Origin of the sequence: Streptomyces sp. HNM0575 (genome assembly GCF_012726265.1) — a bacterium.
Classification (GTDB): Bacteria; Actinomycetota; Actinomycetes; order Streptomycetales; family Streptomycetaceae; genus Streptomyces.
This window is the reverse complement of sequence record NZ_JAASAG010000001.1, coordinates 610,067-635,191: the sequence shown is the minus strand read 5'-3', so window position 1 is coordinate 635,191 and position 25,125 is coordinate 610,067. Positions and strand designations below refer to the sequence as shown.

23 protein-coding genes are annotated in these 25,125 nt (G+C 71.3%); 9 read left to right on the top strand and 14 right to left on the bottom strand.

All coding sequences use genetic code 11. The features are described from left to right. Positions 1–2: 2 nt before the first annotated feature. Together HCC61_RS02585 and HCC61_RS02580 are read left to right on the top strand one after the other, a co-directional pair. Positions 3–2,111, top strand: a complete 2,109-nt coding sequence (locus HCC61_RS02585; RefSeq protein ID WP_346776986.1) for a glycogen debranching N-terminal domain-containing protein — start codon at positions 3–5, stop codon at positions 2,109–2,111. Positions 2,112–2,386: 275 nt separating this feature from the next. Continuing rightward, positions 2,387–2,614: a dodecin gene (locus HCC61_RS02580; RefSeq protein WP_169133543.1), complete on the top strand. Its 228-nt coding sequence runs from the start codon at positions 2,387–2,389 to the stop codon at positions 2,612–2,614. Positions 2,615–2,701: 87 nt separating this feature from the next. On the opposite strand, the gene HCC61_RS02575 is transcribed toward HCC61_RS02580, so the two are convergent. The 5 genes from HCC61_RS02575 to HCC61_RS02555 all read right to left on the bottom strand — a co-directional run bounded on the left by HCC61_RS02575 (position 2,702) and on the right by HCC61_RS02555 (position 10,703). Next, positions 2,702–3,760, bottom strand: a complete 1,059-nt coding sequence (locus tag HCC61_RS02575) for a zinc-dependent alcohol dehydrogenase family protein (protein ID WP_169133542.1) — start codon at positions 3,758–3,760, stop codon at positions 2,702–2,704. Positions 3,761–3,932: 172 nt separating this feature from the next. Continuing rightward, entirely contained in the window at positions 3,933–5,285 is a 1,353-nt protein-coding gene (locus HCC61_RS02570) for an acyltransferase (protein WP_346776985.1), read from the bottom strand. Beyond that, positions 5,282–7,630, bottom strand: a complete 2,349-nt coding sequence (locus HCC61_RS02565; RefSeq protein ID WP_346776984.1) for a glycosyltransferase — start codon at positions 7,628–7,630, stop codon at positions 5,282–5,284. Before HCC61_RS02565 ends, HCC61_RS02570 begins: the two co-directional genes overlap by 4 nt. 426 nt (positions 7,631–8,056) lie before the next feature. Then, positions 8,057–9,331, bottom strand: coding sequence for a tRNA dihydrouridine synthase DusB (dusB, locus tag HCC61_RS02560; protein WP_169133541.1), 1,275 nt, complete (start codon positions 9,329–9,331; stop codon positions 8,057–8,059). A 355-nt stretch (positions 9,332–9,686) separates the two neighbouring features. Then, positions 9,687–10,703: a helix-turn-helix domain-containing protein gene (locus tag HCC61_RS02555; RefSeq protein WP_169133540.1), complete on the bottom strand. Its 1,017-nt coding sequence runs from the start codon at positions 10,701–10,703 to the stop codon at positions 9,687–9,689. 54 nt (positions 10,704–10,757) lie between these two features. Between HCC61_RS02555 and HCC61_RS02550 the strand changes: the two genes are divergently transcribed. From HCC61_RS02550 to HCC61_RS02540, 3 genes are all read left to right on the top strand, one after another. After that, positions 10,758–12,428, top strand: a complete 1,671-nt coding sequence (locus HCC61_RS02550) for an MFS transporter (RefSeq protein WP_169133539.1) — start codon at positions 10,758–10,760, stop codon at positions 12,426–12,428. A 178-nt stretch (positions 12,429–12,606) separates the two neighbouring features. Continuing rightward, positions 12,607–13,629 (top strand): aldo/keto reductase, encoded by a 1,023-nt coding sequence (locus HCC61_RS02545; RefSeq protein WP_169133538.1) that lies wholly within the window; start codon positions 12,607–12,609, stop codon positions 13,627–13,629. A 28-nt stretch (positions 13,630–13,657) separates the two neighbouring features. Further along, positions 13,658–14,248: a TetR family transcriptional regulator gene (locus HCC61_RS02540; RefSeq protein WP_169133537.1), complete on the top strand. Its 591-nt coding sequence runs from the start codon at positions 13,658–13,660 to the stop codon at positions 14,246–14,248. Positions 14,249–14,467: 219 nt separating this feature from the next. On the opposite strand, the gene HCC61_RS02535 is transcribed toward HCC61_RS02540, so the two are convergent. Then, a complete protein-coding gene (locus HCC61_RS02535) occupies positions 14,468–15,850 on the bottom strand; it encodes a glycine--tRNA ligase (protein ID WP_169133536.1) in 1,383 nt (460 codons plus the stop codon). 293 nt (positions 15,851–16,143) lie between these two features. Here HCC61_RS02535 and HCC61_RS02530 point away from each other — a divergent pair, with 293 nt between their 5' ends. The 4 genes from HCC61_RS02530 to HCC61_RS02515 all read left to right on the top strand — a co-directional run bounded on the left by HCC61_RS02530 (position 16,144) and on the right by HCC61_RS02515 (position 19,480). After that, positions 16,144–17,115 carry a metal ABC transporter substrate-binding protein gene (locus tag HCC61_RS02530; RefSeq protein ID WP_169133535.1) on the top strand — a complete coding sequence of 324 codons (972 nt, stop codon included), beginning with the start codon at positions 16,144–16,146 and terminating at the stop codon, positions 17,113–17,115. Between the two features lie 70 nt (positions 17,116–17,185). Then, positions 17,186–17,977, top strand: a complete 792-nt coding sequence (locus HCC61_RS02525; protein ID WP_169133534.1) for a metal ABC transporter ATP-binding protein — start codon at positions 17,186–17,188, stop codon at positions 17,975–17,977. Next, complete coding sequence (locus HCC61_RS02520) at positions 17,974–18,957, top strand: metal ABC transporter permease (protein ID WP_169133533.1); 984 nt, start codon at positions 17,974–17,976, stop codon at positions 18,955–18,957. Before HCC61_RS02525 ends, HCC61_RS02520 begins: the two co-directional genes overlap by 4 nt. Positions 18,958–19,063: 106 nt before the next feature. Further along, entirely contained in the window at positions 19,064–19,480 is a 417-nt protein-coding gene (locus HCC61_RS02515) for a Fur family transcriptional regulator (RefSeq protein ID WP_169133837.1), read from the top strand. 185 nt (positions 19,481–19,665) lie between these two features. Here HCC61_RS02515 and HCC61_RS02510 read toward each other — a convergent pair whose 3' ends face one another. From HCC61_RS02510 to HCC61_RS02475, 8 genes are all read right to left on the bottom strand, one after another. Next, the gene (locus HCC61_RS02510) at positions 19,666–20,478 is read right to left on the bottom strand and encodes an isoprenyl transferase (protein WP_169133532.1); all 813 of its coding nucleotides are present in this window, start codon (positions 20,476–20,478) and stop codon (positions 19,666–19,668) included. Positions 20,479–20,577: 99 nt separating this feature from the next. After that, positions 20,578–21,477, bottom strand: coding sequence for a DNA repair protein RecO (gene recO, locus HCC61_RS02505; protein ID WP_169133531.1), 900 nt, complete (start codon positions 21,475–21,477; stop codon positions 20,578–20,580). Between the two features lie 57 nt (positions 21,478–21,534). Next, complete coding sequence (locus HCC61_RS02500; protein ID WP_169133530.1) at positions 21,535–21,942, bottom strand: hypothetical protein; 408 nt, start codon at positions 21,940–21,942, stop codon at positions 21,535–21,537. Continuing rightward, positions 21,939–22,376, bottom strand: a complete 438-nt coding sequence (locus HCC61_RS02495; protein WP_169133529.1) for a protease inhibitor I42 family protein — start codon at positions 22,374–22,376, stop codon at positions 21,939–21,941. Before HCC61_RS02495 ends, HCC61_RS02500 begins: the two co-directional genes overlap by 4 nt. A 54-nt stretch (positions 22,377–22,430) precedes the next feature. Further along, the gene (locus tag HCC61_RS02490) at positions 22,431–24,026 is read right to left on the bottom strand and encodes a WXG100 family type VII secretion target (RefSeq protein WP_169133528.1); all 1,596 of its coding nucleotides are present in this window, start codon (positions 24,024–24,026) and stop codon (positions 22,431–22,433) included. Positions 24,027–24,123: 97 nt separating this feature from the next. Beyond that, positions 24,124–24,510, bottom strand: coding sequence for a WXG100 family type VII secretion target (locus HCC61_RS02485; protein WP_169133527.1), 387 nt, complete (start codon positions 24,508–24,510; stop codon positions 24,124–24,126). A gap of 130 nt (positions 24,511–24,640) precedes the next feature. After that, a complete protein-coding gene (locus tag HCC61_RS02480; RefSeq protein WP_169133526.1) occupies positions 24,641–24,859 on the bottom strand; it encodes a hypothetical protein in 219 nt (72 codons plus the stop codon). Then, positions 24,856–25,119 (bottom strand): hypothetical protein, encoded by a 264-nt coding sequence (locus HCC61_RS02475; protein WP_206322049.1) that lies wholly within the window; start codon positions 25,117–25,119, stop codon positions 24,856–24,858. Before HCC61_RS02475 ends, HCC61_RS02480 begins: the two co-directional genes overlap by 4 nt. Between the last annotated feature and the right edge of the window lie 6 nt (positions 25,120–25,125).

The window sequence follows — 25,125 nt, the reverse complement described above, 5'->3', positions numbered from 1 at the left end:
CTGTGAATGCCACCGAGCAACGTCTGCTCGTCCACGAAGGCACCTTCGCCGTGCTGGGCCCGTCCGGCGACGTCAGCGGTCCGCCCGGCTGGGCACTGCCGAGCGCGCAGTCCGAAGGCACGGTTCCCGAGGGCCTGTTCGTACGCGACGCCAGGCATCTCAGCCGCTGGCAGCTCACCGTCGACGGCTCCTCGCCCTCCCGCTCGGGCTTCGCCCTGGGAAGGCCCCAGGTCCTCGTGGCCGCGTCGGACGCGGGCGGCACCGCCGTGCTCACCCCGCACGGCACTCGCGAGGAGCCGCCCGCCTGCACCGTCTTCCGTGAACAGGCCGTCGTCCGCGGCGAGTTGACCGAACGCATCCGGCTCACCAGCAATCTGGGCGAGGCCACCACCGCCCGGGTGACGATCACCGCGGACGCGGACTTCGCCGACCAGTTCGAGCTGCGCTCCGACCACCGCTCCTACGACAAGCCGCACGCGGTCCGCACTCATGAAGTACGCCCGGACGGCGTCGAGTTCGGCTACAGGCGCGGCGAGTGGCACTCCCGTACGAGCATCACGGCCGAGCCCGCTCCCGCGTCGGTCGAGGAAACCGGCAGCTCCGCACGGCAGTTGAGCTGGCTGCTCGAACTGGCGCCGCACGGCACGGCCGAGTTGAGGCTCCGCGTCACGGCACTCCCGCACGGCGCATCCCAGCGCACGCCCGACGGCGCACCGCCCGCGGGCGACCCGGGGGCCGTGGCGTCATGGCTGAAGTCCCGTACGGACGAGTTCACTTCGGCGGAGCCCGTCCCCTCCCGCCTCACCGAATGGCCGGAGCTGGCGCGCGCCTGCGAGCAGGGACTCACGGACCTGGCCGGGCTGCGCGTCTCCGCCCGCGGCCCCGACGGCGAGGAACTGCTCATTCCCGGGGCGGGAGTTCCCTGGTTCCTGACCCTCTTCGGCCGCGACTCGCTCCTCACGTCGCTCTTCGCACTCCCCTACCGCCCGCAGCTCGCCGAGCCCACGCTGCTCGCGCTCGCCGCGACCCAGGCGCGCGAGGAGGAACCCGAACGCCTCGCCCAGCCCGGCAAGATCGTGCACGAGGTGCGGCACGGCGAGCTCGCCCACTTCGGCCAGGTCCCCTACGGGCGTTACTACGGCTCGGTCGACGCCACCCCCCTCTTCCTGCTCCTGCTCGCCGCGTACACCGAGCAGTCACGGCAGCGCGGCGAAGGCAGCGGCAGCGGCAGCGGCAGCGGCGAAGGCCGGGACGACGGGCAGGGCCGGGGCGGGGCAGAGTGCGCTGGGGTACGGCTGGCCCGCCGGCTCGAACCGCAGGCACGCGCCGCCGTCGACTGGATGTTCGCCCACGGCGGCCTCGACGAGCACGGCTACCTCGCCTACCACGCGCACGAGGGCGGCCTCGCCAACCAGAACTGGAAGGACTCCCCCGGCGCGGTGTGCTCCGCCGACGGCACCCGCCCCACGGGCGCCGTCATGGTCGCCGAGGTGCAGGGCTACGCCTACGACGCGCTGCGCCGCACCGCTCAACTCGCCCGTACGGTATGGCAGGACGACGCATACGCCGACCGGCTCGACAAGGCCGCCACGGCACTCCGCGAACGCTTCGAGGCCGACTTCTGGATGCCCGGGCAGGACTTCCCGCTGCTCGCCCTGGACGACGGCGGCTTCCGCGCCGACGCCCTCGCCTCGGACGCCGGTCATCTGCTGTGGTCCGGGATCCTCGCCCAGGAGGCCGGCGAGCGGGTCGGCCGCCGGCTGCTGGAGGAGGACTTCTTCTCGGGCTGGGGCGTGCGCACCCTTGCGTCCGGCCAGGTCCCGTACCACCCGCTCTCCTACCACCGCGGCAGCATCTGGCCCCAGGACAACGCCGTCATCGCCCTGGGCCTCGCCCGCTACGGACTGCACGAGGAGGCCCGCACCCTCGCCGCGGGCATGGTCGAGGCCGCCGCACGGCAGAACCACCGGCTGCCGGAGGTGCTCGCCGGCTACGGCCGCGGCGACCACCCGGACCCCGTTCCGTATCCGCATGCCTGCTCACCGCAGGCGTGGGCGGCGGCGACGCCGCTCGCGCTGCTCACCGCCGTGGGGGGCGCGCCGGGCACCTGACACCCGCGCGTCCCTCACCCGCCGCCCCCGGCCGCCTCCCCCCCCTGGCGCCGGGGGCGGCCTCTTCGTACGGGCTCCGTTCCCGTGCCTGCCCTCCCGTACGGGGCGCGTACGCACGGCCGGGCACCGGGCACCGGGCGCATACGGCTCGCCACGCGGGGCCGGACACGGCGGCGTAATCCCGCCGGATCAGGGCACCGGGGAGGGGCCGTCCGCGCGCGCCCGCATGCGCGCGGAAAGAAACCCAGACCACGACGAGGCCGGTGGAGGTCCCTATGAGCGAGCACACCTATCGGGTGACCGAGATCGTCGGCACGTCCCACGAGGGCGTGGACGCCGCGATACGCAACGCGATCGAACGGGCTTCGGAGACGCTGCGCCACCTGGACTGGTTCGAGGTCACACAGGTGCGCGGCCAGATCGAGGAAGGCAGCATCGAGCACTACCAGGTCTGCATGAAGGTCGGTTTCCGGCTGGACGAGGGCGAGTCCGCCGGGAGTTGAGCCCGGACCTGAACGGAACGGAGCCGGGGCCCGGGCGGGCCCCGGCTCCGTTCGTCGTAAATCCGGTGAGGACTTCGGCGGATCCGGTCAGGACTTCGGCGAGTCCGGCTTCACCACGGTCACACCGGGCGTGGCCGGCACCGGGATGTCCATCTCCATCAGCGCGGCCGGCGCCTCGTCCAGGTCGATGGTGCGCCGCACCAGCAACTCCGGGTGCAGCACCCCGGATTCGACGAGGCCGAGCAGCGCCGGGTACTCGTGCGCCTGGATGCCGTGGCTGCCGAGCACCTCCAGCTCGTGGGCGACCACACGGTCCATGGGGATCCGCGGCGCCTGCTCGTCGGAGGGCAGCAGCCCCACCTGCACGTGGCGTCCCCGCCGTCGCAGGCTCCGCACGGACGCGCAGCACGTACGGGGATCGCCCAGGCAGTCCAGCGACAAGTGCGCGCCCCCGTGGGTGACTTCGAGGACGCCCGAGGCCGCGTCGTCCACGTCGGAGACGTCCACGGTCGCCTCGGCCCCGAGGTCCCGGGCGATGTTGAGCGCCGCCGCCGAGATGTCGACCGCCACGACCCGCGCACCGCACGCCACCGCGACCATCACCGCCGACAGCCCGGCACCACCGCAGCCGTGCACGGCGACCCACTCGCCGGCGGTGACGCGCCCCTGGCGTACGACCGCGCGGTAGGCCGTGCCGAAGCGGCAGCCCAGAGCAGCGGCGGCAGGGGACTTGAGGGAGTCGGGGAGGGGGACGAGATTGCCCTCGGCGTTGTCGATCGCGACGTACTGCGCGAAGGAGCCCCAGTGGCTGAACCCGGGCTGGGTCTGGCGCTCGCAGACCTGCTGGTTGCCCGTGACGCACTGCGTGCAGGTGCCGCAGCCGCACACGAAGGGCACGGTGACGCGCCGCCCCACCCAGGGCAGCCCCGAACCGGAACCGGCGGCGACCACCGTCCCCGCGAACTCGTGGCCGCCGACGTGCGGCAGCTTCACATCCGGATCGTGGCCGCGCCACGCATGCCAGTCGCTGCGGCACAGGCCGGTGGCATCGACTTCGATCACCACGCCGCCTGGTGCCGGTGCGGGGTCGGGTACCGAACGGAGCGCGGGGTGCTGCCCGAACTCCTCGTAGACGATGGCCTTCACAATTGGGAAGTATCTCAGTCACTCAACCTGCACAGTCCGTGATTAGCCGTACCGGATAAAACTCCGGCAGGTCTCTACCAAGTACGTCGACGGGGAGGTCAGGGACGTCGGGGGGCGTCCGGGGGCGAAGGGGATGCGGGCGTCCGCGGGAGCCGCCGCAGCGGCGGATGTCTCAGTCACGCAACCCGCGCCCACCGGCGCCCGGCAGCGGGGCCGGATAGAACTCGCGTGACCGTCCGCGGCCGTCTCTGAGACGGCCCAGCAGGCTGAACGGATACTCCACGACCCGGTAACTCAGCGCCGCGACGGCCAGTGAGACCGCCAGCACCACCGGCACGGCAAGCGCGAAGCCGTCCTGGCCCGAGGGCACCAGGCCGCTGTCGTACAGCTCCAGCAGCACCGGTTCGTGCCAGATGTAGAGGCTGTAGCTGACGAGGCCCACGCCGGTCAGCCACCGCGATCTGAGCACGGCGTGCCAGCGGGCCTGGCGGCGTACGTGGACGGTGCTCAGCAGCAGAACGAACCAGAGCACGGACGCCAGCGGGTGGTAGAAGGTGAACGTGAAGTTCTCCGGCGCCGACTGCATCGACAGCAGGTAGAGCCCGGTGACGGAAGCCAGCGAGAGCGCGCCGGCCGCAGCCGGGCCCAGCTTGCCCCGGTCGCCGAGGGCGACCGTCAGCACGGCGAGCGCCATGCCTGCCGCGAATCCCCCGAACCGTGCCTGCGGCCCGAAGTAGACGGGCCAGTCGGTGTGCGGAACGCCCAGTGCGTAGTGAGCGACGGCGATCCACACGACGGGGACGGCGAAGAGCAGCACGCATCCCGTCGCGCACACGACCACCCGCGCACGTCGCCGCGCGAACCTGCCGCACAGCCGGGCCGCCGCCGGGCCGAGCAGGACGAGCGCTCCGTAGAAGATCACCTCCAGCGAGAGGGACCAGCTGGGCCCCAGGGTGAAGAAGATCCGCTGCTTGTCGAAGACGTGGGTGAAGGTGAGGTGTTCGGCGAGGTCGAGCCAGTTGCCGGGGAGGGTCGGATTGCGCACGGCCCATACGAGGAGCACGGCGAGAAAGTACAGCGGGACGATCCGGATGGCGCGCCGGAAGAGGAAGGCACCCGCGGGCCGGGTCGAGCCGCCGTCGATGGCGGCGCGGGCGTAGGAGATCGTGAGCAGGTACGCGGACATCACGAAGAAGAGGTCGATCACCTCCAGCGAGATGAGCGAGCCGAGGTAGGGATCGTCCAGGGGCGGGTGCCCGCCGTCCTCGTCGTAGCGCCAGTACTGCTGCCAGGTGTGGAAGACGACCGTGCTGATCGCCGCCAGACCGCGGTAGCCCTCGATCTCACGCCCGCGGCTGCGGGCCGGCGTCCCCTCCGGAGGGCCGGGCACCCGCGGCTTCCCCCGGGGGCGGCCGGGCCCCTCACCGCTCCCGGCGGCGACGGTTCCGGCGCCGGGCTCCGCGGCGTTGGTGCCGGTGCCCGATTCCGCTGCGGTGGCCCCGGTGGCCGTCGTGCCGCCGCTCACGAGCGCCTCATCTCCTTCGCCGCCCTTGGCGTGACCCGCCAATTCCGCTCCCCCAGCGCCTCCTTGACGTGCGCCTGTCGCGCCACGATGTTCTTGAAGTGCGTGTAGAAGACGGTCGTGACGAAGAGGTAGCGCCAGAACCAGCGTCTGCGCAGCCGCAGTTCGGGCACGGCCAGGCGCCACGCGAACGCCGCCTGCACCACTCCCGCGGACATGGTGAACAGCACCGCCAGCACGCACACCGGCACCGCCCAGTCCACCTGCCCGAGACCGCCCTCGCGCAGCACCGAGTGGATCAGCACGGGAAGGATCTGGAGGGTCAGCCACGGCTGCACCTCCCGCCAGCCCAGCAGCACGAAGAGCCCGGTCTTCTGCCGTGCGGTGAAGCGCGGCGAACGCAGCCCGCGCCACAGGTACTTGAGCGACACCTGGAGCCAGCCCTGTGCCCAGCGCGCCCGCTGGTTCCACAGCGGCCGCAGCATGGTCGGCGCCAGTTCGCGGGAGACGAGCGTGCGGTCGACGGCGAAGCGCGCGCCCTCGTTCAGCGCACGCATCGTGGAGTCGATGTCCTCGGTCAGCATCGACGCGTGCATGCGCGTACGCGCCAGCAGGTCGGTGCGCCAGAAGCCGTTGGACCCTCCGAAGACGCCGAACCCGTACAGCCGCGTCCGGCCCGGATGGCTGACCGCGTAGATCGCCTCGAACTCCACCGCCACCGTCCCGGCGATCCAGGAGCTGCCGCCGTTACGGACGACGCAGTGGCCCTGGACGACGTCGTAGCCGTTGGACAGCCAGTGCCAGGCGTGCTGGAAGGCGTCCGGCGCGGGGTGGTGGTCGGCGTCGAAGATGCCGACGAACTCGCCGCGGACGCTGGTGACCGCGGCGTTCACGTTCTGCGCCTTGGAAGTGCTGCCGGGCACGGGCAGCAGCACGAGCCGCGGCTCTCGCGCCGCCATCTCGCGGAGCGTGTCCTCCACCGGCAGCGGGTGCGGCGTGTTGTAGGCCAGCACGATCTCCAACTCGCCCGGGTAGTCGAGCCGCAGGAACGACTCCACCGTGTCCACGATCGTCGCCGCCTCGTTCGGCAGGTACGCGGCGATGACGGCACTCGCCGTCGGGTACGGCTCCGCCGGGCTCTCGGGCCGCGCGGGGGCGTCCAGCGAGAACAGGCACTCCACGACGATCAGCCCCGCCGAGAGCAGCAGCCCCGACACCACCACCCAGTACGCGCTCGATATGACGTCCCAGCCCAGCTCGTACAGCCGCTGGTAGATCAGTAACGGCACTCCCACGCCCAGCAGCAGCGTCAGCACCGGGGACACCGCCGACAGCAGCGGACGCAACGCCCCCAACAGGGAACGGCGGCGGCCGGATTCACCGGACATCCACGGTGCGTAGCGGACGGGACGAAGGTCGGCGTGGCCCGCGGCTTCGGCCACGGCGTCCGTGGCACGGCCGACGGCCTGCGCGCCGTCCGTGCACTCCGACAGCGCGGTCCAGCCGATGGCGGGCGTCAGCCTGACGTTCTCGTCGGCGACGACGAAGCGGGTGCCGGCGACCGAGTTCGCGAACTCGCGCAGGCCGCGCACGGCCGTCTCCTCGTCCACGCCGGGTATGAGCAGCAGCAGGTGCCCGTTCTCGTCCCTGCCGAGGCGGTCGCAGATCCCTCCGAGCCGCTCGGCGACACCGGCCAGCCGCTCACTCACCTCGCGGCGTACGCCGGTCCCCAACCGGGCCTCGAGGGCGTCCGTTTCGACCACGCCGACGACGGCGAGCACGCCGGTCCGCGGGAGCGGACGCCGCATCTCGCGGTCGGCCTCGGCGAGGAAGTGCGGCGCGGAGTAGAGGCCCGTACGGGGATCGACCGAGAGGCTCTCCACGGGTACGGGCACGCGGCGCAGCTTGGCGTCTATGCGCGCCGAGAGTTCGACCGGGCCGGCGCTCTCCTGAACGCAGTCGTCGGCACCGTCCCTCAGCACCTCCGCGACTCCGTGCGGTCCGCCGTCCGCGGTCACCATGAGCAGCGGTACGGCGCGCCCCGCCGGGAGTTCACGGACCTCGCGCACGGCGCCGGGCCCCTCCCCCTCACCGTGCAGGGCGACGATCGCGTCGGGGGAGCTCCGTCCGAACTGCCGGGCGACGTCGCCGGGGGACGCGCCGCTGACTTCGTACCCGCTCGATCGCAGGATCCCGGTCAACCGCTCGTATCTCTCGCCCGGTTCGCCGAGCGCGAGGACGCGTCCGCGGAATCGCGGCGCCGCCGTCTCGGGCGGACCCTGACGGACGGTCACCGGTCCGGGAGGGGTCACCGGCTCGGGAGGGCTCATCGGTCTCGAAGCAAGCACCTTGCTCCGTCCTTCCTTCCGGGCGGCGTCACGGACCGGCCCGGACAGATGGGGGGGTGAAGGAGGCACCGTCCGCGGCGCGGAAGCTCCGGGCGCGAGATCCCCCGGCGGGGACCTCTTCCGAACGGGAGGTTCCCGGCACAGGACTACGACCGCGGAGGCCACGGCCGGGAAGCTCACGGGCCGAGGACGGGTGGCGGCCCCCTGGCGCCGGGGCCGTCCTGCACCACCCTCAGCGGTCACTGTGACGGTGCACCTGCACCGTCGTAACGCACTGGTTAAGAGATCGCCGAGCCCGTACACCGCGCGGCGTCCCAATGGTCAACAGCCCGGCGAGAACAGTGAGTTGGGCCACTCGGGCGCCGCGCACCGGCCGCCCGGCCGCCGGGTCGCCCGCCGCCGCACGCGGGCGCCGGGTCCGGCGGCTCAACCGCCCGACGTGTCCACTTCCGCCTCCGCGCCGATCCCCGCGGCACAGTCGTACGGATCGTCGAGCCAGCCCTCGGGCAGCACGACCTTGTTGCGCGAGTGGGTGCGCCCTCGCGGGCCGTCCGCACCGTGCGGCCAGGGCTCGTCCGGGTCGACGGCGTCGAGCAGACCGGCCAGCTCCTCCAGCGACGCCGCCACCGCCAGCCGCTGCCGCGCCTGCGAACCGAGCGAGAAGCCCTTCGTGTACCAGGCCACATGCTTACGGAAGTCGATCACCCCGCGCGCCTCGTCGCCCAGCCACTCCCCCAGCAGCGTCGCGTGGCGCAGCATCACGCGCGCCACCTCGCCGAAGCAGGGCCGCGCGTACGCCTCTTCGCCCTCACCCGCGAACGCCGCGACGAGATCGCCGAACAGCCACGGCCGCCCGAGACAGCCGCGCCCGACGACCACGCCGTCACAGCCCGTCTCGCGCACCATGCGCAGCGCGTCGTCGGCCGACCAGATGTCGCCGTTGCCCAGCACGGGGATCTCGGGCACGGCCTCCCTCAGGCGTGCGATCGCGTCCCAGTCGGCGGTGCCGCCGTAGTGCTGCGCGGCCGTACGGCCGTGCAGGGCGATCGCGGTGATCCCCTCGTCGACGGCGATGCGGCCGGCGTCGAGGTAGGTGAGGTGGCCGTCGTCGATGCCCTTGCGCATCTTCATCGTGACGGGCAGACCGCCGGCGTTGCCGACCGCCTCGTGCAGGATCGCGCGCAGCAGCGGCCGCTTGTACGGGAGTGCCGAACCGCCGCCCTTGCGCGTCACCTTGGGCACCGGGCAGCCGAAGTTGAGATCGATGTGGTCGGCCAGGTCCTCGTCCGCGATCATCCGGACCGCCTTGCCGACGGTCACGGGGTCGACGCCGTACAGCTGGACCGAGCGGGGACGCTCGCTGTCGTCGAAGTGCACCAGCTGCATGGTCTTCGCATTCCGCTCGACGAGGGCGCGCGTCGTGATCATCTCGCTGACGAAGAGCCCTCGGCCGGTGGTGCCGGTGCGATCGGCGGTGCCGGTGCGATCGGCGGTGCCGTTGGCGCGAGGGGTGGGGGTGCCGGTGGTGGTAGCGCCGGTGGGGGTGGGGGTGCCGGTGGGGGCGCCCTCTCCGTATCCCCGGCCGCCCTCGGCGAACTCGCGGCACAGCGTGCGGAACGGCGCGTTCGTGATCCCGGCCATCGGCGCCAGCACCACGGGGGGCTGGACGGTGTGCGGGCCGATGTGGAGCGGCGGCGTCATGACGTCGGCGTCCTCCGAGACGTACGTACGGGGCGGGTGCGGGGTGCGTGTGCGCGGGGTGCCGGTCGTGGCTTGGCGGGACGGTCTCCCATTGTCCCGCATCCGCGGCGCGGGGAGTCACCGTGGGGGCGAGGGGATGGGGCGGTGGTGGTGGAACCGGCGCGGTAGGGGGCGGACGGGGGCGCCGGGCGGCGGCTGACAGATTTCGTCATCTGTCATCTGTTAGTTGCCATCTGCCAGTTGTCATCTGTCGTCTGTCAGCTGCTGATCGTCATCTGCCAGTTGTCAGGCGTCGGTTGTCATCTGTCATCTGTCAGCTGCTGATCGTCATCTGCCAGCCGTCAGCCGTCAGCCGTCAGCCGTCAGCCGTGATCAACGCATAGAGCCGTTCGAGCCGTTGCTCGGACTCCGCGTCGGCCGGTACGTACGTACCCAGCCGCGGGCCCTCGCTCGGGCTGAGCCACAGCCCGTCGTACGTGAAGCGCATCGTCCCCACAACGGGGTTCCGGAAGCGCTTGGCCGGGTCCGTGGCCTGCGCCACCTCGTGCCGTTCCCACAGCTCCCGGAACTCGGGCGAGGCGCGCCTCATCCGCGTCAGCAGCGCCTTCCACGCCGGTTCGGTCAGGTGCTCAGCCATACGGGCACGGAAGCGGGCGACCATCAGCCGCATCGTCTCCTCCCGGTCCGGCAGCCCGGCCGCCCACTCGGAGTCGGTGAAGGTCAGCCACATGCAGTTGCGGTCCTCGGGCGGTACGGCGTCGAGGTCCCGGAGCAGGCGGCCGTAGGTGCGGTTGTGGGCGAGGATGTCGTAGCGGGCGTTCTGCACGCAGGCGGGGAACGGCTCCAGCCGGCGGAGCATCCGCAGCACCGACGACGTGACGTACGTGCAGCGGCTGCTCGGAGTCGGGTCGGGGGTGTCGGCGAGCGCGAAGAGATGGGCGCGCTCGCTGGGATCCAGCAGCAGCGCACGGGCGAGCGCGTCGAGCACCTGCGCGGAGACGTTGATGTCGCGGCTCTGCTCCAGCCACGTGTACCAGGTCACGCCGACCGCCGAGAGCTGCGCGACCTCTTCACGGCGCAGCCCGGGCGTGCGGCGGCGCTGTCCCCGCGGCAGACCGACCTGCTCGGGGGCGACCCGCTCGCGGCGGCTGCGCAGGAACGCCGCCAGTTCGCCGCGGCGGATGCGGGCGGCGGCCGGTCCCGGCGCCGCACCGGACGCCGGTCCGGGCGCCGGTACGGGCGCAGAGGGCCCGGGAGAGGCAGGAGCGGCCGGAGCGGCAGGAGACGCAGGGCTTCCCGCGAGCGCAGGGCCTTCCGCGGGCGCGGGGCGAGTCGCGCGCGGCTGCCGGGGTTCGGTTGCGGCGGTGCTCATGCCGTTCAGTCTGCGCTCTCGCGCAGACGGTTGCCAGGTACTTCCACTACCAGGATGAAGACCGCCTGGTACCAGGCTGCGGGTTCGGCGACCGTCGTATTCGTGAGACGAGAACTCCCGTCCGTGACCGCCTCCCGGACACATACGCCGCCTGCCCCCACATCCCGTACAGGCATCACGCGCGGGACGCCGGAGGCCGCCCCCACCGAGTCGCGGACCCCCGAACCACCGGCCCCCGAACCGCTCACCCCGGCGGGTCCGGCGGGCCCGCCGGACCCCGAACCACCGGCACAGACACCGGAATCGGGACCAGCGCCGGTACCGGTACCCGCACCGGCGCCCACCGCCCGGCTCGGCCCGCTCGGCCTCCTGACCCTGCTGCTCGGCGCGGCGCTGCCGATGCTCGACTTCTTCATCGTCAACGTCGCCCTGCCCGGCATCGAAAGCGATCTGCACACGACTCCCGCCGCCCTCGAAATGGTCGTCGCGGGGTACGCCGTCGCGTACGCCGTGCTGCTCGTACTCGGCGGCCGCCTCGGTGACACATACGGACGGCGGCGGCTGTTCCTGTGGGGCGTGGCAGCCTTCGGACTGACGTCGCTGGCCTGCGGACTGGCGCCCGACGCCTGGACGCTGGTGGCGGCCCGCGTCGTACAGGGCGCCTCGTCGGCGCTGATGCTCCCGCAGGTGCTGGGCACCATCCACGCGACGACGCAGGGCCCGCTGCGCGCGCGGGCGCTCGCCCTGTACAGCGCTACGGCCGGCGTCGCCGCCGTACTCGGCCAGGTGCTGGGCGGCGTACTGGTCGCCGCGGATCCGGCGGGCACCGGCTGGCGTGCCGTCTTCCTGGTGAACGTGCCGGTGGTCGCCCTCGCCCTGCTCTTCGCCCTGCGCTCGGTGCCGGACAGCCGCTCCGCGCATCCCGCACGCGGGGACGCCCTGGGCACGGTGCTGCTGGCGGCCTCGCTGACGGCGCTGCTGCTGCCGCTGACGGAGGGGCGGGCGTCGGGCTGGCCGATGTGGTCGGTCGTACTGCTGGCGTCGGCGCCGCTGCTCGCCCGTCTCATGTACGCGGTCGAACTCCGCGCCGAACTCCGCGGCGGAAGCCCGCTGTTGCCGCCCTCGCTGCTGCGCGAACCGGGCGTACGGCAGGGACTCGCGCTCGGGCTGCCGGTCTTCGTCGGCTTCAGCAGCTTCATGTTCGAGATCGCGGTGACCCTTCAACAGGGGCTCCGCTTCGGCGCGTTGGCGGCCGGGATGACGCTGGTCCCGATGGGCCTCGCGCACCTCGCGATGTCGCTGCGCGCGCCCTGGCTCGCCGAACGGCTCGGCAGCCGGGCGCTGGCACTGAGCGCACTCGTGCAGGGAGCGGGCCTCGGTGTGATCATCCTGACCTCGCTGGCCCGGTGGCCGGACCTCTCCCCCGTGGCACTCGCCCCGGGGCTCGCACTGTGCGGACTCGGTACGGGGATCCAGATGCCGCTCTACTTCCGCATCGTGCTGGCGGCGATCCCGGCGGCGCGGGCGGGCGCGGGCAGCGGACTCGCGGCCACGACGCAGCAGGCGTGCCTCGCGCTGGGGGTCGCGTCGCTGGGCTCGCTGTTCCTCGCGCTGATCCCGGGCCTCGGAATGCGCGGGGCCCTCGTAACGGTGCTGACTGTGCACCTGTGCGGGCTCGCGTCGCTGGCGGTGCAGAGCCTGCGTCTGCCGAAGGCGGTGCGGTGACGGAGCCGAGCGGGCGGGAACGCGGACGGGACGCGGCCACGCGCACCCCCGGCGGCGGCCGGTGACAGGTGACAGGTGACAGGTGACAGGTGACAGGTGACAATATTGGAATGACAGATTTTGACATCTGTCATCTGTCAGTCCAACATTGTCAGTGCCACCCCGGAAGGAGCGCATGATGCAGACCCGCACTCTCGGCACCACCGGTCCCCGCACCTCCGCCATCGGCCTCGGCTGCATGGGGATGTCCGCCCTCTACGGAGCCACCGACCGCGCCGAATCCATCGCCACGATCCACGCCGCCCTCGAAGCGGGCGTGACCCTGCTGGACACCGGCGACTTCTACGGCATGGGCCACAACGAACTGCTCATCAACGAGGCCCTCCGCACCGCACCCCCCGCCCACCGCGAACAGGCCCTCACCAGCGTCAAGTTCGGCGCCCTGCGCACCGTCGAAGGCGGCTTCAGCGGCTACGACGGCCGCCCCGAAGCGGTCAAGAACTTCGCCGCGTACTCGCTCCAGCGCCTCGGCACCGGCCACATCGACATCTACCGAATCGCCCGCCGCGACCCCGCCGTCCCGATCGAGGAGACCGTCGGCGCCGTCGCCGAACTCGTGAAGGCGGGCCACGTACGCCACATCGGCCTCTCCGAAGTCGGCGCCCACACCATCCGCAGGGCCGCATCCGAGGCTCCCGTCAGCGACCTCCAGATCGAGTACTCCCTTATCTCGCGCGGCATCGAGGACGAGATCCTTCCGGCCTGCCGGGAGCTGGGCATCGGCGTCACCGCATACGGCGTGCTCTCCCGCGGTCTCATCAGCGGCAACTGGTCCCGCGAACGGCAGCTGGCGCCGGGCGACTTCCGCAGCATGAGCCCCCGCTTCTCCGGCGAGAACCTCGACCGCAACCTCGACCTCGTCGAGTCGCTTCGCCGCATCGCCGACGGCAAGGGCATCAGCGTCGCCCAGACGGCCATCGCCTGGGTGCTCTCCCGCGGCGACGACATCGTCCCGCTGGTCGGCGCCCGTACCCGCCGGCGCCTGACGGAGTCGCTGTCGGCGCTTGACGTTACTCTCGACGCGGACGATCTCGACGCCATCGAGCAGGCGGTGCCCGCGGGTTCCGCCTCCGGCGACCGGTATCCGGAAGCCCAGATGGCGCACCTCGACAGCGAGCAGCGCCCGCAAGGCGAGAAGTAGCCGCGTACAGCTAGAAACAGGGGGCCCGATGGTGTCGGAAGCGCTGACTTCGGAGCGGATTCTCGAAGCCACCGAGGACGTGCTGCGCCGTTACGGCCCCGCGAAGGCCACGGTGGTCGACGTGGCACGCACCCTCGGCGTGAGCCACGGCAGTGTCTACCGGCACTTCCGCACCAAGTCCGCCCTCCGCGAGGCGGTCACCCAGCGCTGGCTGGACCGCACGAGCGAGCAGCTGGCCCCCGTCGTCGACGGCAGTGAGCCCCCCGAGGAGCGGCTCGACCGCTGGCTCACTCGCCTCTTCGAGACGAAGCGCCACAAGGCGGGCGACGATCCCGAGCTGTTCGCCACGTACACGGTGCTCACCGCCGAGTTGAGCAGCGTCGTCGAGCGCCACATCGGCGACCTGGTCGGCCAGCTCGCCCGCATCATCGAGGACGGCCGGCGGAAGGGCGTGTTCAACAAGGAGCTGGTCGGCACCTCGACGGAGACCGCCCGCGCGGTCTTCCATGCGACGGCCCGCTTCCACGACCCGGCATACGCCGCGGAGTGGACCCGCCGGGACATCGAAGCGGACTTCACAGCGGTGCGCACCGTGATCCTCCAGGGCCTGCGCACCTGATGCGGGCACGGCACCCGAGCACCCACCGGGTGACGCCGGCCCCCCACGGTGTGACCAAGCGCTTCCGCCCGGGGCACCGCGCAGCAAGCGAAAGCGGCTTCGGCGCACCCGCAGAGCCCGGTGGTGAGCAGGCGGAGGCAGAGGCCGGGGGCGACTGACGGACGGCGAGGGCCGGTTCCGCGTCTCCGCGGAACCGGCCCTCGTGAGATCCTCCGTGGCTCAGCAGCCCAGCAGCCGCCCGGCCAGGTAGTTCTCCATCTGGTCCAGCGAGACCCGGTCCTGCTTCATGGTGTCGCGCTCGCGCACCGTGACGGCGTTGTCGTCGAGGGTGTCGAAGTCGACGGTGACGCAGAAGGGCGTGCCGATCTCGTCCTGGCGGCGGTAGCGGCGGCCGATGGCGCCGGCGTCGTCGAACTCGATGTTCCAGTGCTTGCGCAGCGTCTCCGCGAGGCCGCGCGCCTTCGGCGACAGCTTCTCGTTGCGCGACAGCGGAAGCACCGCGACCTTCACGGGGGCGAGCCGCGGGTCGAGCCGCATCACGTTCCGCTTCTCCAGCTTGCCCTTGGCGTTGGGCGCCTCGTCCTCGATGTAGGCGTCGAGCATGAAGGCGAGCATGGCGCGGTTGACACCGGCCGCCGGTTCGATGACGTACGGGACCCAGCGCTCACCGGCCTCCTGGTCGAAGTACGACAGGTCCTGACCGGAGGCCTTGGAGTGCGCGGTGAGGTCGAAGTCCGTGCGGTTCGCGACGCCTTCGAGCTCGGAGAACTCGGTGCCGCCGAAGTTGAAGCGGTACTCGATGTCGGCGGTGCGCTTGGAGTAGTGGGAGAGCTTCTCCTGCGGGTGCTCGAACCAGCGCATGTTCTCCTCGCGGAGCCCGAGGTCCGTGTACCAGGACCAGCGCTGCTGCATCCAGTAGTCGTGCCACTGCTCGTCCTCGCCCGGCTTGACGAAGAACTCCATCTCCATCTGCTCGAACTCGCGGGTGCGGAAGATGAAGTTGCCGGGCGTGATCTCGTTGCGGAAGGACTTGCCCGTCTGCGCGATGCCGAACGGCGGCTTCTTGCGCGAAGTCTGCTGCACGGAAGCGAAGTTGGTGAAGATGCCCTGCGCGGTCTCGGGCCGCAGGTACGTACGCGAGCCCTCGTCCTGCACCGGGCCGAGGAAGGTGGAGAGCAGCCCGGAGAACTGCTTGGGCTCGGTGAAGCCGCCCTTGTTGCCGCAGTGCGGGCAGTTGACGTCGGCGAGGCCCTGGGCCGGGGGCCGCCCGTGCTTCGCCTCGTACGCCTCCTCGAGGTGATCGGCGCGGAAGCGCTTGTGGCACGAGGTGCACTCGGTGAGCGGGTCGACGAAGGTGGCGACGTGACCGGACGCCTCCCACACCTGCGGCGCGAGGATCACGGAGGAGTCGATGCCGACGATGTCGTCGCGCGAGGTGACCATGGCCCGCCACCACTGACGCTTGATGTTCTCCTTCAGCTCCACACCGAGCGGTCCGTAGTCCCAGGCGGCACGCTGACCGCCGTAGATCTCGCTGCACGGATACACGAAGCCTCGGCGCTTGCTCAGGCTGACGATGGTGTCGATCTTGTCGGCGGCCACAGTGCTCTCTTCATCAACGGCGGACGGAATACTTCAGGTTACCGAGCCATGAGGGGGGCGAATCAAATCGGTTCGGCTATCGGTACGGCACTCGTTTCGCGGACCCGCCCGGGCACATCTCCGGCGCCCTCATCGAGGGCCTTTCCAACGGTCTGCTCGGCTGTTTCCCCTATCTCCGCTATCTCCTCTCCACCTCGTCTCTTCGTCTCGTCTCTCCGTCTCCCGACGGTCTGCCGAAATGTCTCTCACCAGCCATTTGACAATCGTTTCCAAGTAGCCTGAAAATGAGTGTCATGAACGCTTCTCGTCGGCTCATACGCACGCTCGCCGCCGCGACCGCCCTCGGCGTGGGCGCATGCACCCTCACCGCTTGCGGCGCGGGTGATTCCGGCGGCGAGCGACCGCACGGAAAGGTCCGCGTCATCGCGTCGTTCTACCCTCTCCAGTTCCTCGCAGGGAAGATCGGCGGGGAGCACGTCGAGACCGAATCCCTCACCAAGCCCGGCGCGGAGCCGCACGACCTGGAGCTCAGCCCCCAGCAGACGGGGCGGCTGACCGACGCCGACCTCGTCGTCTATCTCAAGGGACTCCAGCCCGCCGTCGACGAGGGCGTCCAGCAGGCCGCTCCGAAGCACGTCGCCGAGGCCTCCTCGTACACGACGATGGAGAAGCACAGCGTGGACGTGCACGGCGAGGACCACGGCGGGCACGAGCACGGCGGGCACGGCCACGAAGCGCACGCCTCGGAGGGCGGCCGCGATCCGCACGTCTGGCTGGACCCGGTGCGCTTCGCGCAGATCGCCGAGGGCGTGGGCAAGAAGCTCGCCGAGGCCGACCCGGCGCACAAGAAGGACTACGCGAAGAACACCGAAGCCCTGACGGGACGCCTGAAGTCGCTCGACGAGGAGTTCAAGAAGGGGCTGGCCCCCAAGAAGACCGACACCTTCATCACCACGCACGCCGCATTCGGCTACCTCGCCGAGCGGTACGGGCTGCACCAGGCCGCCGTCTCCGGAATCGACCCCGAGTCCGAGCCGAGCGGCGCCCGTATGAAGCAGCTGCACAAGACCGCCAAGTCCGGGCACGTCGACACCGTCTTCTTCGAGTCGGGCGCCAGCGACAAGACGGCCCGGACTCTCGCGACAGATCTGAACCTCAAGACAGGGGTACTCAGCCCCCTGGAGAGCGCGAAGAAGGACGAGGACTACTTCTCGGTCATGCACCAGAACCTCTTCTCCCTGAAGACCGCGCTCGGCGCCGGCTGAATCCCTGGGCCCCGATACGGTCCCGAGCCCCCGCCGAGACTGATCCGACCACCGAGGAAGGCCTCTCCACATGGCCGCATCCCAGCCCGTGATGTCCCTCCGGGCCGCCACCGCCTCGCTCGGGGCGCGCAGCGTGCTGCGCGGCGTCGACCTGGCCGTGGAGCCCGGCGAGGCCGTGGCGCTGCTCGGCGCCAACGGTTCGGGGAAGTCGACGGCGATCCGCACCGTCATCGGACAGGTGCCGCTCACCGACGGCGAACTGGAGCTGTTCGGCACGCCCTTCGCCCGGTTCCGCGACTGGCGCCGCATCGGCTACGTACCGCAGCGCACCACCGCCGCCGCGGGCGTCCCCGCCACCGTGCGCGAGGTCGTCTCCTCCGGCCGCCTGGCCCGTACGAAGCTGCGCCCGCTGAGCCGTGCCGACAAGTCGGCCGTGGCGCACGCCCTGGACGTGGTCGGGCTCGCGGACCGCGCCAAGGACTCCGTGAACGCGCTCTCCGGGGGCCAGCACCAGCGCGTGCTGATCGCGAGAGCGCTGGCCGCCGAGCCCGATCTGCTGATCATGGACGAGCCGCTGGCGGGCGTGGACCTCGGCGCCCAGGACGTACTGGCGGAGGCGCTGCGCGAGCAGGTCGCGCGCGGCACGTCCGTACTGCTCGTCCTGCACGAGGCGGGGCCCCTCGCCCCGCTGATCGACCGCGCCGTGCTGCTGCGCGACGGCCGCGTCGAGGGAGTCGCCGATCCCGAACGACTCCACGACCTGGCCTGCCATCCGCACGACGCCCACGACGCGCAGGCCGCCGCCGCGGCCATCCAGAGCGGACTGACCGTGAGCGAAGCCGACCCCGGGACCCACGTATGACCGAGTTGCTGCACTACCCCTTCATGCAGCGCGCGCTGCTCGCGGCGCTGCTCGTCGGCATCGCCGCACCCGCCGTGGGCATCTACCTCGTACAGCGGCGGCAGGCGATCATGGGCGACGGCATCGGCCACGTCGCGCTGACCGGCGTCGCGCTCGGCTTCCTGCTGCGCACCGACCCGGTGTGGATGGCGGTCGGCGTCGCCTCGCTGGGGGCCGTCGCGATGGAGCTGATCCGCTGGTACGGGAAGGCCCGCGGCGACCTGGCGCTAGCGATGCTCTTCTACGGGGGCATGGCCGGCGGCGTCATGATCATCAACCTCGCGCCGAACGGCTCCAACGCGAGCCTCGCGACATATCTGTTCGGCTCGGTCACGACCGTCTCGGACTCCGACGTGTTCGCCATCGTCTGCCTGTCGGCGTTCGTGCTCGCCGGGTCGCTGGGGCTGCGACGGCAGCTGTTCGCCGTATGCCAGGACGAGGAGTTCGCACGGGTCACCGGGCTGCCGGTGCGGATGCTGAACCTGCTGCTGGCAGTAACGGCCGCGGTCACGGTCACCGTCGCGATGCGGGTCGTCGGACTGCTGCTGGTGAGCGCCCTGATGGTGATCCCGGTCGCCGCCGCGCAGCAGGCCACCCGCGGGTTCGCGGGCACGCTCGGGCTGTCGGTGGTCTTCGGGGTGGCGGTGACGCTGTCGGGGACGAGCTTCTCGTTCTACGCGGACGTGCCGCCCGGCGCCAGCATCGTCGTGCTGGCGATCGCGCTCTTCGCGGTGGTGACCGCGCTGGCGGCGCCGCTCGCGAAGCGGAGGGCGGCCCTCGGTGGCGGAGGAGCGGCCGGCGGCGGTGCGGAAGCGGCGACCGGGCCCACGGGGGAGCCCGGGACCGCGAGGGAGCCCGGGACCGCGAGGGGTAGCGAGGCCGCCGGGGGCACCGAGACCGCCCGGGGCGCCGGGGCCAGGGGCGCCGAAGGCGCAGCGTAGATGTGCGGTTCCCGGGCGTGAACACTCGTACCGCCGGTGACTGGCACAATGACCGTGCAAGTGCATCGAGCGTGCGAAACATGTGCAGGAACGAGTGGAGGAGACAGTGGTCACCGCAGGTCCCCCAGTCCGTGGCCGGTCGACCCGGCAGCGGGCCGCCGTCTCGGCGGCGCTGGCCGAGGTCGAGGAGTTCCGCAGCGCGCAGGAGCTTCACGACATGCTCAAGCACCGCGGGGACTCCGTAGGACTCACCACCGTCTACCGCACGCTCCAGTCCCTCGCCGACGCCGGCGAGGTCGACGTACTGCGCACCGACGAGGGCGAGTCGGTCTACCGCCGCTGCCACAGCGACGACCACCACCACCATCTCGTGTGCCGCCACTGCGGCAAGGCCGTCGAGGTCGAGGGCCCGGCCGTGGAGACCTGGGCGGCGTCCATCGCCCGGGAGCACGGCTTCGTGAACGTCGGCCACACCGTCGAGATCTTCGGTACGTGCGGGGACTGCGCCTCGGACGGCAAGTGACCGGCGGAGCCCACGGGCTCCGCCCGAGCCGGGCGCGCAGTCTGCGCCGGCCCGCAGTCCACGCCGGCCCGCAGTCCACGCCGGCCCGCAGTCCGCGCCGGGCCGTAGTACGCACCGGGCCCGCCGCCCGTACCCAGGCCCGTAGCGGTCCGCGCCCTTGAGCGCGCGGCACCCTCTCGCGGGCGCTACGCCGTCTTCGCCTCGCCCTTCGCGCCCCCGAAGCGGCGGTCGCGCTTGGCGTACTCCAGGCAGGCACGCCACAGGTCGCGGCGGTCGAAGTCCGGCCACAGCACGTCCTGGTAGACCATCTCGGCGTAAGCGCTCTGCCAGATCAGGTAGTTGGACGTGCGCTGCTCTCCGGACGGCCGCAGGAAGAGGTCCACGTCGGGCATGTCCGGGTAGTACATGTACTTGGCGAGGGTCTTCTCGTTCACCTTCGACGGGTCGAGCTTCCCGGCCCGTACGTCCTCGGCGAGGGCCTGCGCGGCGTCGGCGATCTCCGCACGGCCGCCGTAGTTGACGCAGAAGTAGAGCGTCATCGCGTCGTTGCCGACGGTCTGCTCCTGGGCGACCTGCAACTCCTTCACGACGGACTTCCACAGCTTGGGCATGCGGCCCACCCAGCGGATGCGGATGCCCAGTTCGTCCATCTCGTCGCGGCGGCGGCGGATGACGTCCCGGTTGAAGTTCATCAGGAAGCGGACCTCTTCGGGCGAGCGCTTCCAGTTCTCCGTGGAGAAGGCGTACAGGGAGAGGTTCTTCACGCCGATCTCGAGGCAGCCCTTGAGCACGTCGAGCACGACGCCCTCACCGACCTTGTGGCCCTCCGTACGCGGCAGTCCGCGCTGCTTCGCCCACCGGCCGTTGCCGTCCATGACGCAGGCCACATGGTTGGGGACCAGCTCGCGCGGGATCTCGGGCGGGCGCTCCCCGGACGGATGCGGCTCGGGGGTGACGTACTCGCGACGCTGCCTCTGAAGCATTGCGCGGCGTGCCATGGGTCGTTCAGCTCCAGGGTGGGACGGGTCGGGTGCGGGATGCGCGGGGACACGGGCGAGCGTAGCCGACGGCCCGGGGCCGCCGTACGTCGCCGCCGGTCAGGGCCGCCGGGCCCACGGCTCGGCGGGCGGCTGCGACTCGGGACCCGGATCCGCGTCCGGGTCCGGCGGCTGTGAGTGGTCCGAGTCCGGGCCGGGGTGGTCCGGGCCGGGGTGGTCCGGGCCGGGCCTCCGCTCCGCGGCGGGCCCCGTGGTGCGGTCCACGTAACGCAGCGAGCGCAGCCCACGCTCCATGTGCCAGTGCAGATACGCGGAGACGAGCCCCGTGCCCTCCCTGGCGTGCCTGGCCTCGCTCGCGTCGGCCGTCGCCCAGTCCCCGGTGAGCAGCGCCCCGAGCAGCCGCAGCGTCTCCGGCGACGGTACGACGCTGCCGGGCACCCGGCAGTCGCCGCACACCACCCCGCCGGAGGCCACGGAGAAGAACCGATTGGGCCCGTGCAGACCGCACTTGGCGCAGTCGTCGAAGCTGGGCGCGTAGCCGCCCATCGCCAGCGAACGCAGCAGGAAGGCGTCCAGCACCAGCCCCGGCGCATGGTCCCCCGCGGAGAGCGTGCGCAGTCCGCCCACCAGCAGCAGATACTGCTGAACGTTGGGCTCGCCCTCGTGATCGGTGAAGCGCTCGGCAGTCTCCAGCATCGCGGTGCCCGCGGTGTAGCGCGCGTAGTCGGCGACGATGCCCTGCCCGTACGGTGCGATGGTCTCCGTCTGAGTGCACAACGGCAGCCCGCGGCCGATCAGTTCACTGCCGCGGGCGAAGAACTGCACGTCGACGTGGCTGAAGGGCTCCAGCCGCGCCCCGAACTTCGACTTCGTACGCCGGACCCCGCGCGCGACCGCCCGCACCCGCCCGTGCCCACGCGTGAGCAGCGTGATGATCCGGTCCGCCTCGCCCAGCTTCTGGGTACGCAGCACGATGCCGTCGTCGCGGAACAGACTCATGCCGCCAGTATCCCGTACGCACGCGGACGCCTGCGGGGTCCGGTCGCCGCCGCCCGGCTACGACGCGGAGCGGACCGATCGCCGCAGGGCGAGCACCTCGGCGACGGCCTCCAGCCAGCGCGCGGCGGTCTCGTCGCCGACGAGACCGCTCGCCACGTCCGCCGCGGACTCCAGCCACGAGCGCACCATGTCCGCCGCCTCCTCACCCGGCACGGGCTCGGGCAGCGCGGCCGCGTAACGGACACCGCCGCTGCGGACGACCTTGGCGAGAAACGCGACCGCCCGCGGCTGTACACCGGCCCTGTCGAGAAGGACGGCGGCGCCCACCGCGCCGTCGCCGAACAGCGCGGTGCGGTGCGGCCCGGGGAAGGAGAGGCCGTAGCGCAGCATCGCCGGTAGGTCGGACCGCGCGAGTTCGTCGTCGGTACGGCCCGGCGGCGGAGTCTGCGGCTTCTGCGCACTCATGGCTGCTTCACCGTCACGGTGTAGGTGTGGATCGTCGCCCGGTACTTCTTGTCGGGTGACGGGCTTCCGCTGGGAACGGGCGAGGGGGTGACAGGCCCGCCTGCGCTGCCTCCACCCGCGCATGCGCCGCGCGGGCACTCGATGAGACGGATCTTCGTGGTGCCCGGACCGACGGCCTTGAACTTGAAGAGATCCGTGCCACTGCTGCCGCCGACCTTGTCGTCTTCATCGCTGTCGTCCGTCTTCTCATCCTTTCCGAGCCCGTCGACGACCGCGGCATCCGGCTTCGGTGACGTGACGTACCACCACTCTCCCATCGCGGTGTCGACGGGTACCGACAGCGCAAACTCCTCGCCCTTCTCCACTTCCACGCTCTTCTGATCGAGCTCATACGTATCGGGGCCGGTGAACCCGCAGCCCGTCAGCACGGTCATCAGCAGGAGGGGCGAGGCGAGCCGGGTCAAGTTGCTGCGCATGGAACTCACTTCTCAGTCGGCCGGCACGTGGACGGAGTACGCGTCGGGCATTCGGGAGTCGGAGGCCTTGTCCATGTGGCCGTTGACGAAGTCGTCCTCGCTGACCCAGGTCGTCTGCCCCCACGGGTTGTAGATCTGGAGCTTGTCGCCCTCCTGACCGATGATCATCATCTGGTGCCCGTGGCGGCCGTCCTTGTCGTACCCCTCGACCTCGAACGGGACCGGTTTGCCGTCAGCGACGGCCTTCTCGACGTCCGGCAGCACGTCACGGCGGGCGTCAGCGCTGCGGACCTCCTGGTGGTCGTATCCGCTGCCGGTGTGCGGGCTGATCTCCTTGTTGGCGATCTCGTTCTGGCCGTCGCTGTCCATGCCGGACGGGGTATCGGACCACCAGTGCTCGTAGTCGCCGTCGCCCTCCTCGTGCAGCCGCATCTGCTCATTGCCGAGCCGCTCACGGAACGCGTCGGGATCGTTCTCCTGGCCGGACGGCCCACCGGTCAACTCCAGGGCGTAGACCGGATCGACCATGGCCCGTGCGGTCACGGTCGAGGACGGCACGCAGGTGTTCCCGTCCTGAGACCACTTCTCGTCGCCGAACCACTGATAGTCGGTGTTCCTGTTCGAGCCGTCCGGGTTGAGCCCTTCGTCCTTCTTGCTGTCGGCGGCCGTGGTCACCGGCGAGAGGTGCTGCTGGAGCCAGGCCGGATCCTTGCCGTGGATCTTGTCGCGGAACTCACCGATCTCACCGAGGCTGTTGCCGGAGGCGAGGGCCTTCACCAAGTAGGCACGTTCCTGCGGGGTCTTGGCATCGGCGAGCATCCGTTCGCACTTCGCCTGATCGGCGTCGCTCATCTTCTCCATGTAACGGCCGGAGCGTTCCAGGTCGTTGGCGCTGAGCAGTTCGTTCTGCTCCTGCGGGCCGCCGGGGACTGCGATGTCGGCCAGCACGAGACGGTCGGCGGCGGATATCTCGTCGGTCTTCATCTGTCCCGCGCGGGCCTCCGACGCGTACTTGTTCAGCTCACGCGCCGCCGTCCTCGCGGCGTCGTCCGCCTGCTTCGCGGCGCTGTGCAGGCAGTTGGCTCCGGCGCCGGCCGTGTCCTGAGCCCGCTTCCGTTCGGCCTCCTCGGCATCCTTCTCGACCATGTCGTCGAAGAACCCGTCCTCCTCGCCGAGCATGCCGCGGGCCTTGCGGAGCTGTTCCCTGCCGTAGTCGTCCGTCGAGCGGGCCGAAGTGAGCGCGTCTGACAGGTCGTTGAGAGCCCTGGACGCCTTGCGGAATGCCTCCGCCATCTGTTCGGCCGAGCGTCCGGCCGCCGACACCACCTCGGAGGCCTTCGCACCCGTGCTGCCCACCCATACGGACGGCAGGCCGGACTTGGCGACCTTCTCGACGCGGTCCTGGACGTCCGCGGCGTCGTCCGCCTGGTCCTTGTAACGCTTGGCGACAGCGTCGATGGTGCTCGGCGAGCCGACGGGCGGGGAGACGCCGAGGAGCTTGTCGATGGCCTCGATGACTTCGTTCTTGCTGTCCGCACGGGCGAGCGAGCCTATGTGCTCGGCGCTCTTTTCCCTGCGGTCGGTCGTGGATTCGCCTGCGTCGGACATGACTTGGGCCCCGTCGTCGTCGGTTAGGAAGTCGGAATGGGCTGCGGTACGGCGCGGGACAGTACGGCAGTACAGCGGTACGGCGGCCGCTCCCGAGTCAGTCGAAGTCGGCGAGGCTCGGCGGAGGCGTGCCGGCGGCCGGGCGGGTGCCGACCGCCTCTCCCCCGCCTGCGCTCGCGGAATGCAGACCTCGCACGGCGTCGTCGTCGGCGCCCTGGTAACCGCGCTTGGAGACACGGACCTTGTCCGCGAGCTCGTGGAGCGCCGCCTCCAGCGTCTTCGCCTCGGCCTGCCACGCGGCGGCGAACTCGTCGTAGGCGGGGCCGGAATCGGAGCCGCCCAGCACATCTGCCGGATAACACATCTGGTCGTCGACGGATTTCCGTATGCCACCGACGTCGTCGCCCGCGCGGTCGAGCTTCCCGGCCTCCCCGGACATGCCGCCCTGCTGGACCTCGTAACCGCCCGACGCACCACCGGACATGGCTCTCGCCTCCCCCGTCGATCGCCTGATGACCCCCCGTGGTCATCCAGGTGTTCGAGGAGATGGTAGTCCATCAAATACCGTGCTCAGGAGGCGTTTTCGGGCCGTAAAGGCCCTTCGGCCCGCCTTCTCAGCAGGTACCGGCGGGTCTCGGTGCGGTGTCGCCGACGAGGACGCGGGACAGCTGGGCGTGCAGGGTCTCCGCCTCCGCGGGTGGGAGGCGCAGGTCCAGGTCGGAGTGGTGGACGCCGTCGTGCAGCAGCCGCAGCGGGACGCTGACGGCACCGTCCTGTGCGCGCGAGACGGGCTCGGCGGGGACGCGGTCGATCCGACGGGCGCGGGCCGTCACGGCTGCGCCTCTCCGCGCCATGCCGTACGGAGTACGGCGGCGAGCCTGCGCGCGGTGTCGACGTTGCAGTTGCCCAGCGCCACGAGGGGCAGTCGCGGGCGGGCGGCGAAGGCGGGCAGCTCGATGCCGACGGAGGGCAGCGTGATGCCGTGGGCCGCGAGCGCGTCACGGAGCTCGCTGACGCATTCCTCCACGTCGTCCGCTCCGGGGCCGGGGGCGGGAGCGGGGCCGGGGTCCCGGCCGAGGTCGTGGCCTTGCATGCCGTA

Coding starts and splice junctions, on each gene's coding strand:
- HCC61_RS02580 (WP_169133543.1), top strand. CDS start 2,387: ATGAGCGAGCACACCTATCGGGTGACCGAGATCGTCGGCACGTCCCAC.
- dusB (WP_169133541.1), bottom strand. CDS start 9,331: ATGACGCCGCCGCTCCACATCGGCCCGCACACCGTCCAGCCCCCCGTG.
- HCC61_RS02555 (WP_169133540.1), bottom strand. CDS start 10,703: ATGAGCACCGCCGCAACCGAACCCCGGCAGCCGCGCGCGACTCGCCCC.
- HCC61_RS02550 (WP_169133539.1), top strand. CDS start 10,758: ATGAAGACCGCCTGGTACCAGGCTGCGGGTTCGGCGACCGTCGTATTC.
- HCC61_RS02545 (WP_169133538.1), top strand. CDS start 12,607: ATGCAGACCCGCACTCTCGGCACCACCGGTCCCCGCACCTCCGCCATC.
- HCC61_RS02540 (WP_169133537.1), top strand. CDS start 13,658: ATGGTGTCGGAAGCGCTGACTTCGGAGCGGATTCTCGAAGCCACCGAG.
- HCC61_RS02530 (WP_169133535.1), top strand. CDS start 16,144: ATGAACGCTTCTCGTCGGCTCATACGCACGCTCGCCGCCGCGACCGCC.
- HCC61_RS02525 (WP_169133534.1), top strand. CDS start 17,186: ATGGCCGCATCCCAGCCCGTGATGTCCCTCCGGGCCGCCACCGCCTCG.
- HCC61_RS02520 (WP_169133533.1), top strand. CDS start 17,974: ATGACCGAGTTGCTGCACTACCCCTTCATGCAGCGCGCGCTGCTCGCG.
- HCC61_RS02510 (WP_169133532.1), bottom strand. CDS start 20,478: ATGGCACGCCGCGCAATGCTTCAGAGGCAGCGTCGCGAGTACGTCACC.
- recO (WP_169133531.1), bottom strand. CDS start 21,477: ATGAGTCTGTTCCGCGACGACGGCATCGTGCTGCGTACCCAGAAGCTG.
- HCC61_RS02500 (WP_169133530.1), bottom strand. CDS start 21,942: ATGAGTGCGCAGAAGCCGCAGACTCCGCCGCCGGGCCGTACCGACGAC.
- HCC61_RS02495 (WP_169133529.1), bottom strand. CDS start 22,376: ATGACCGTGCTGACGGGCTGCGGGTTCACCGGCCCCGATACGTATGAG.
- HCC61_RS02490 (WP_169133528.1), bottom strand. CDS start 24,026: ATGTCCGACGCAGGCGAATCCACGACCGACCGCAGGGAAAAGAGCGCC.
- HCC61_RS02485 (WP_169133527.1), bottom strand. CDS start 24,510: ATGTCCGGTGGTGCGTCGGGCGGTTACGAGGTCCAGCAGGGCGGCATG.
- HCC61_RS02475 (WP_206322049.1), bottom strand. CDS start 25,119: ATGCAAGGCCACGACCTCGGCCGGGACCCCGGCCCCGCTCCCGCCCCC.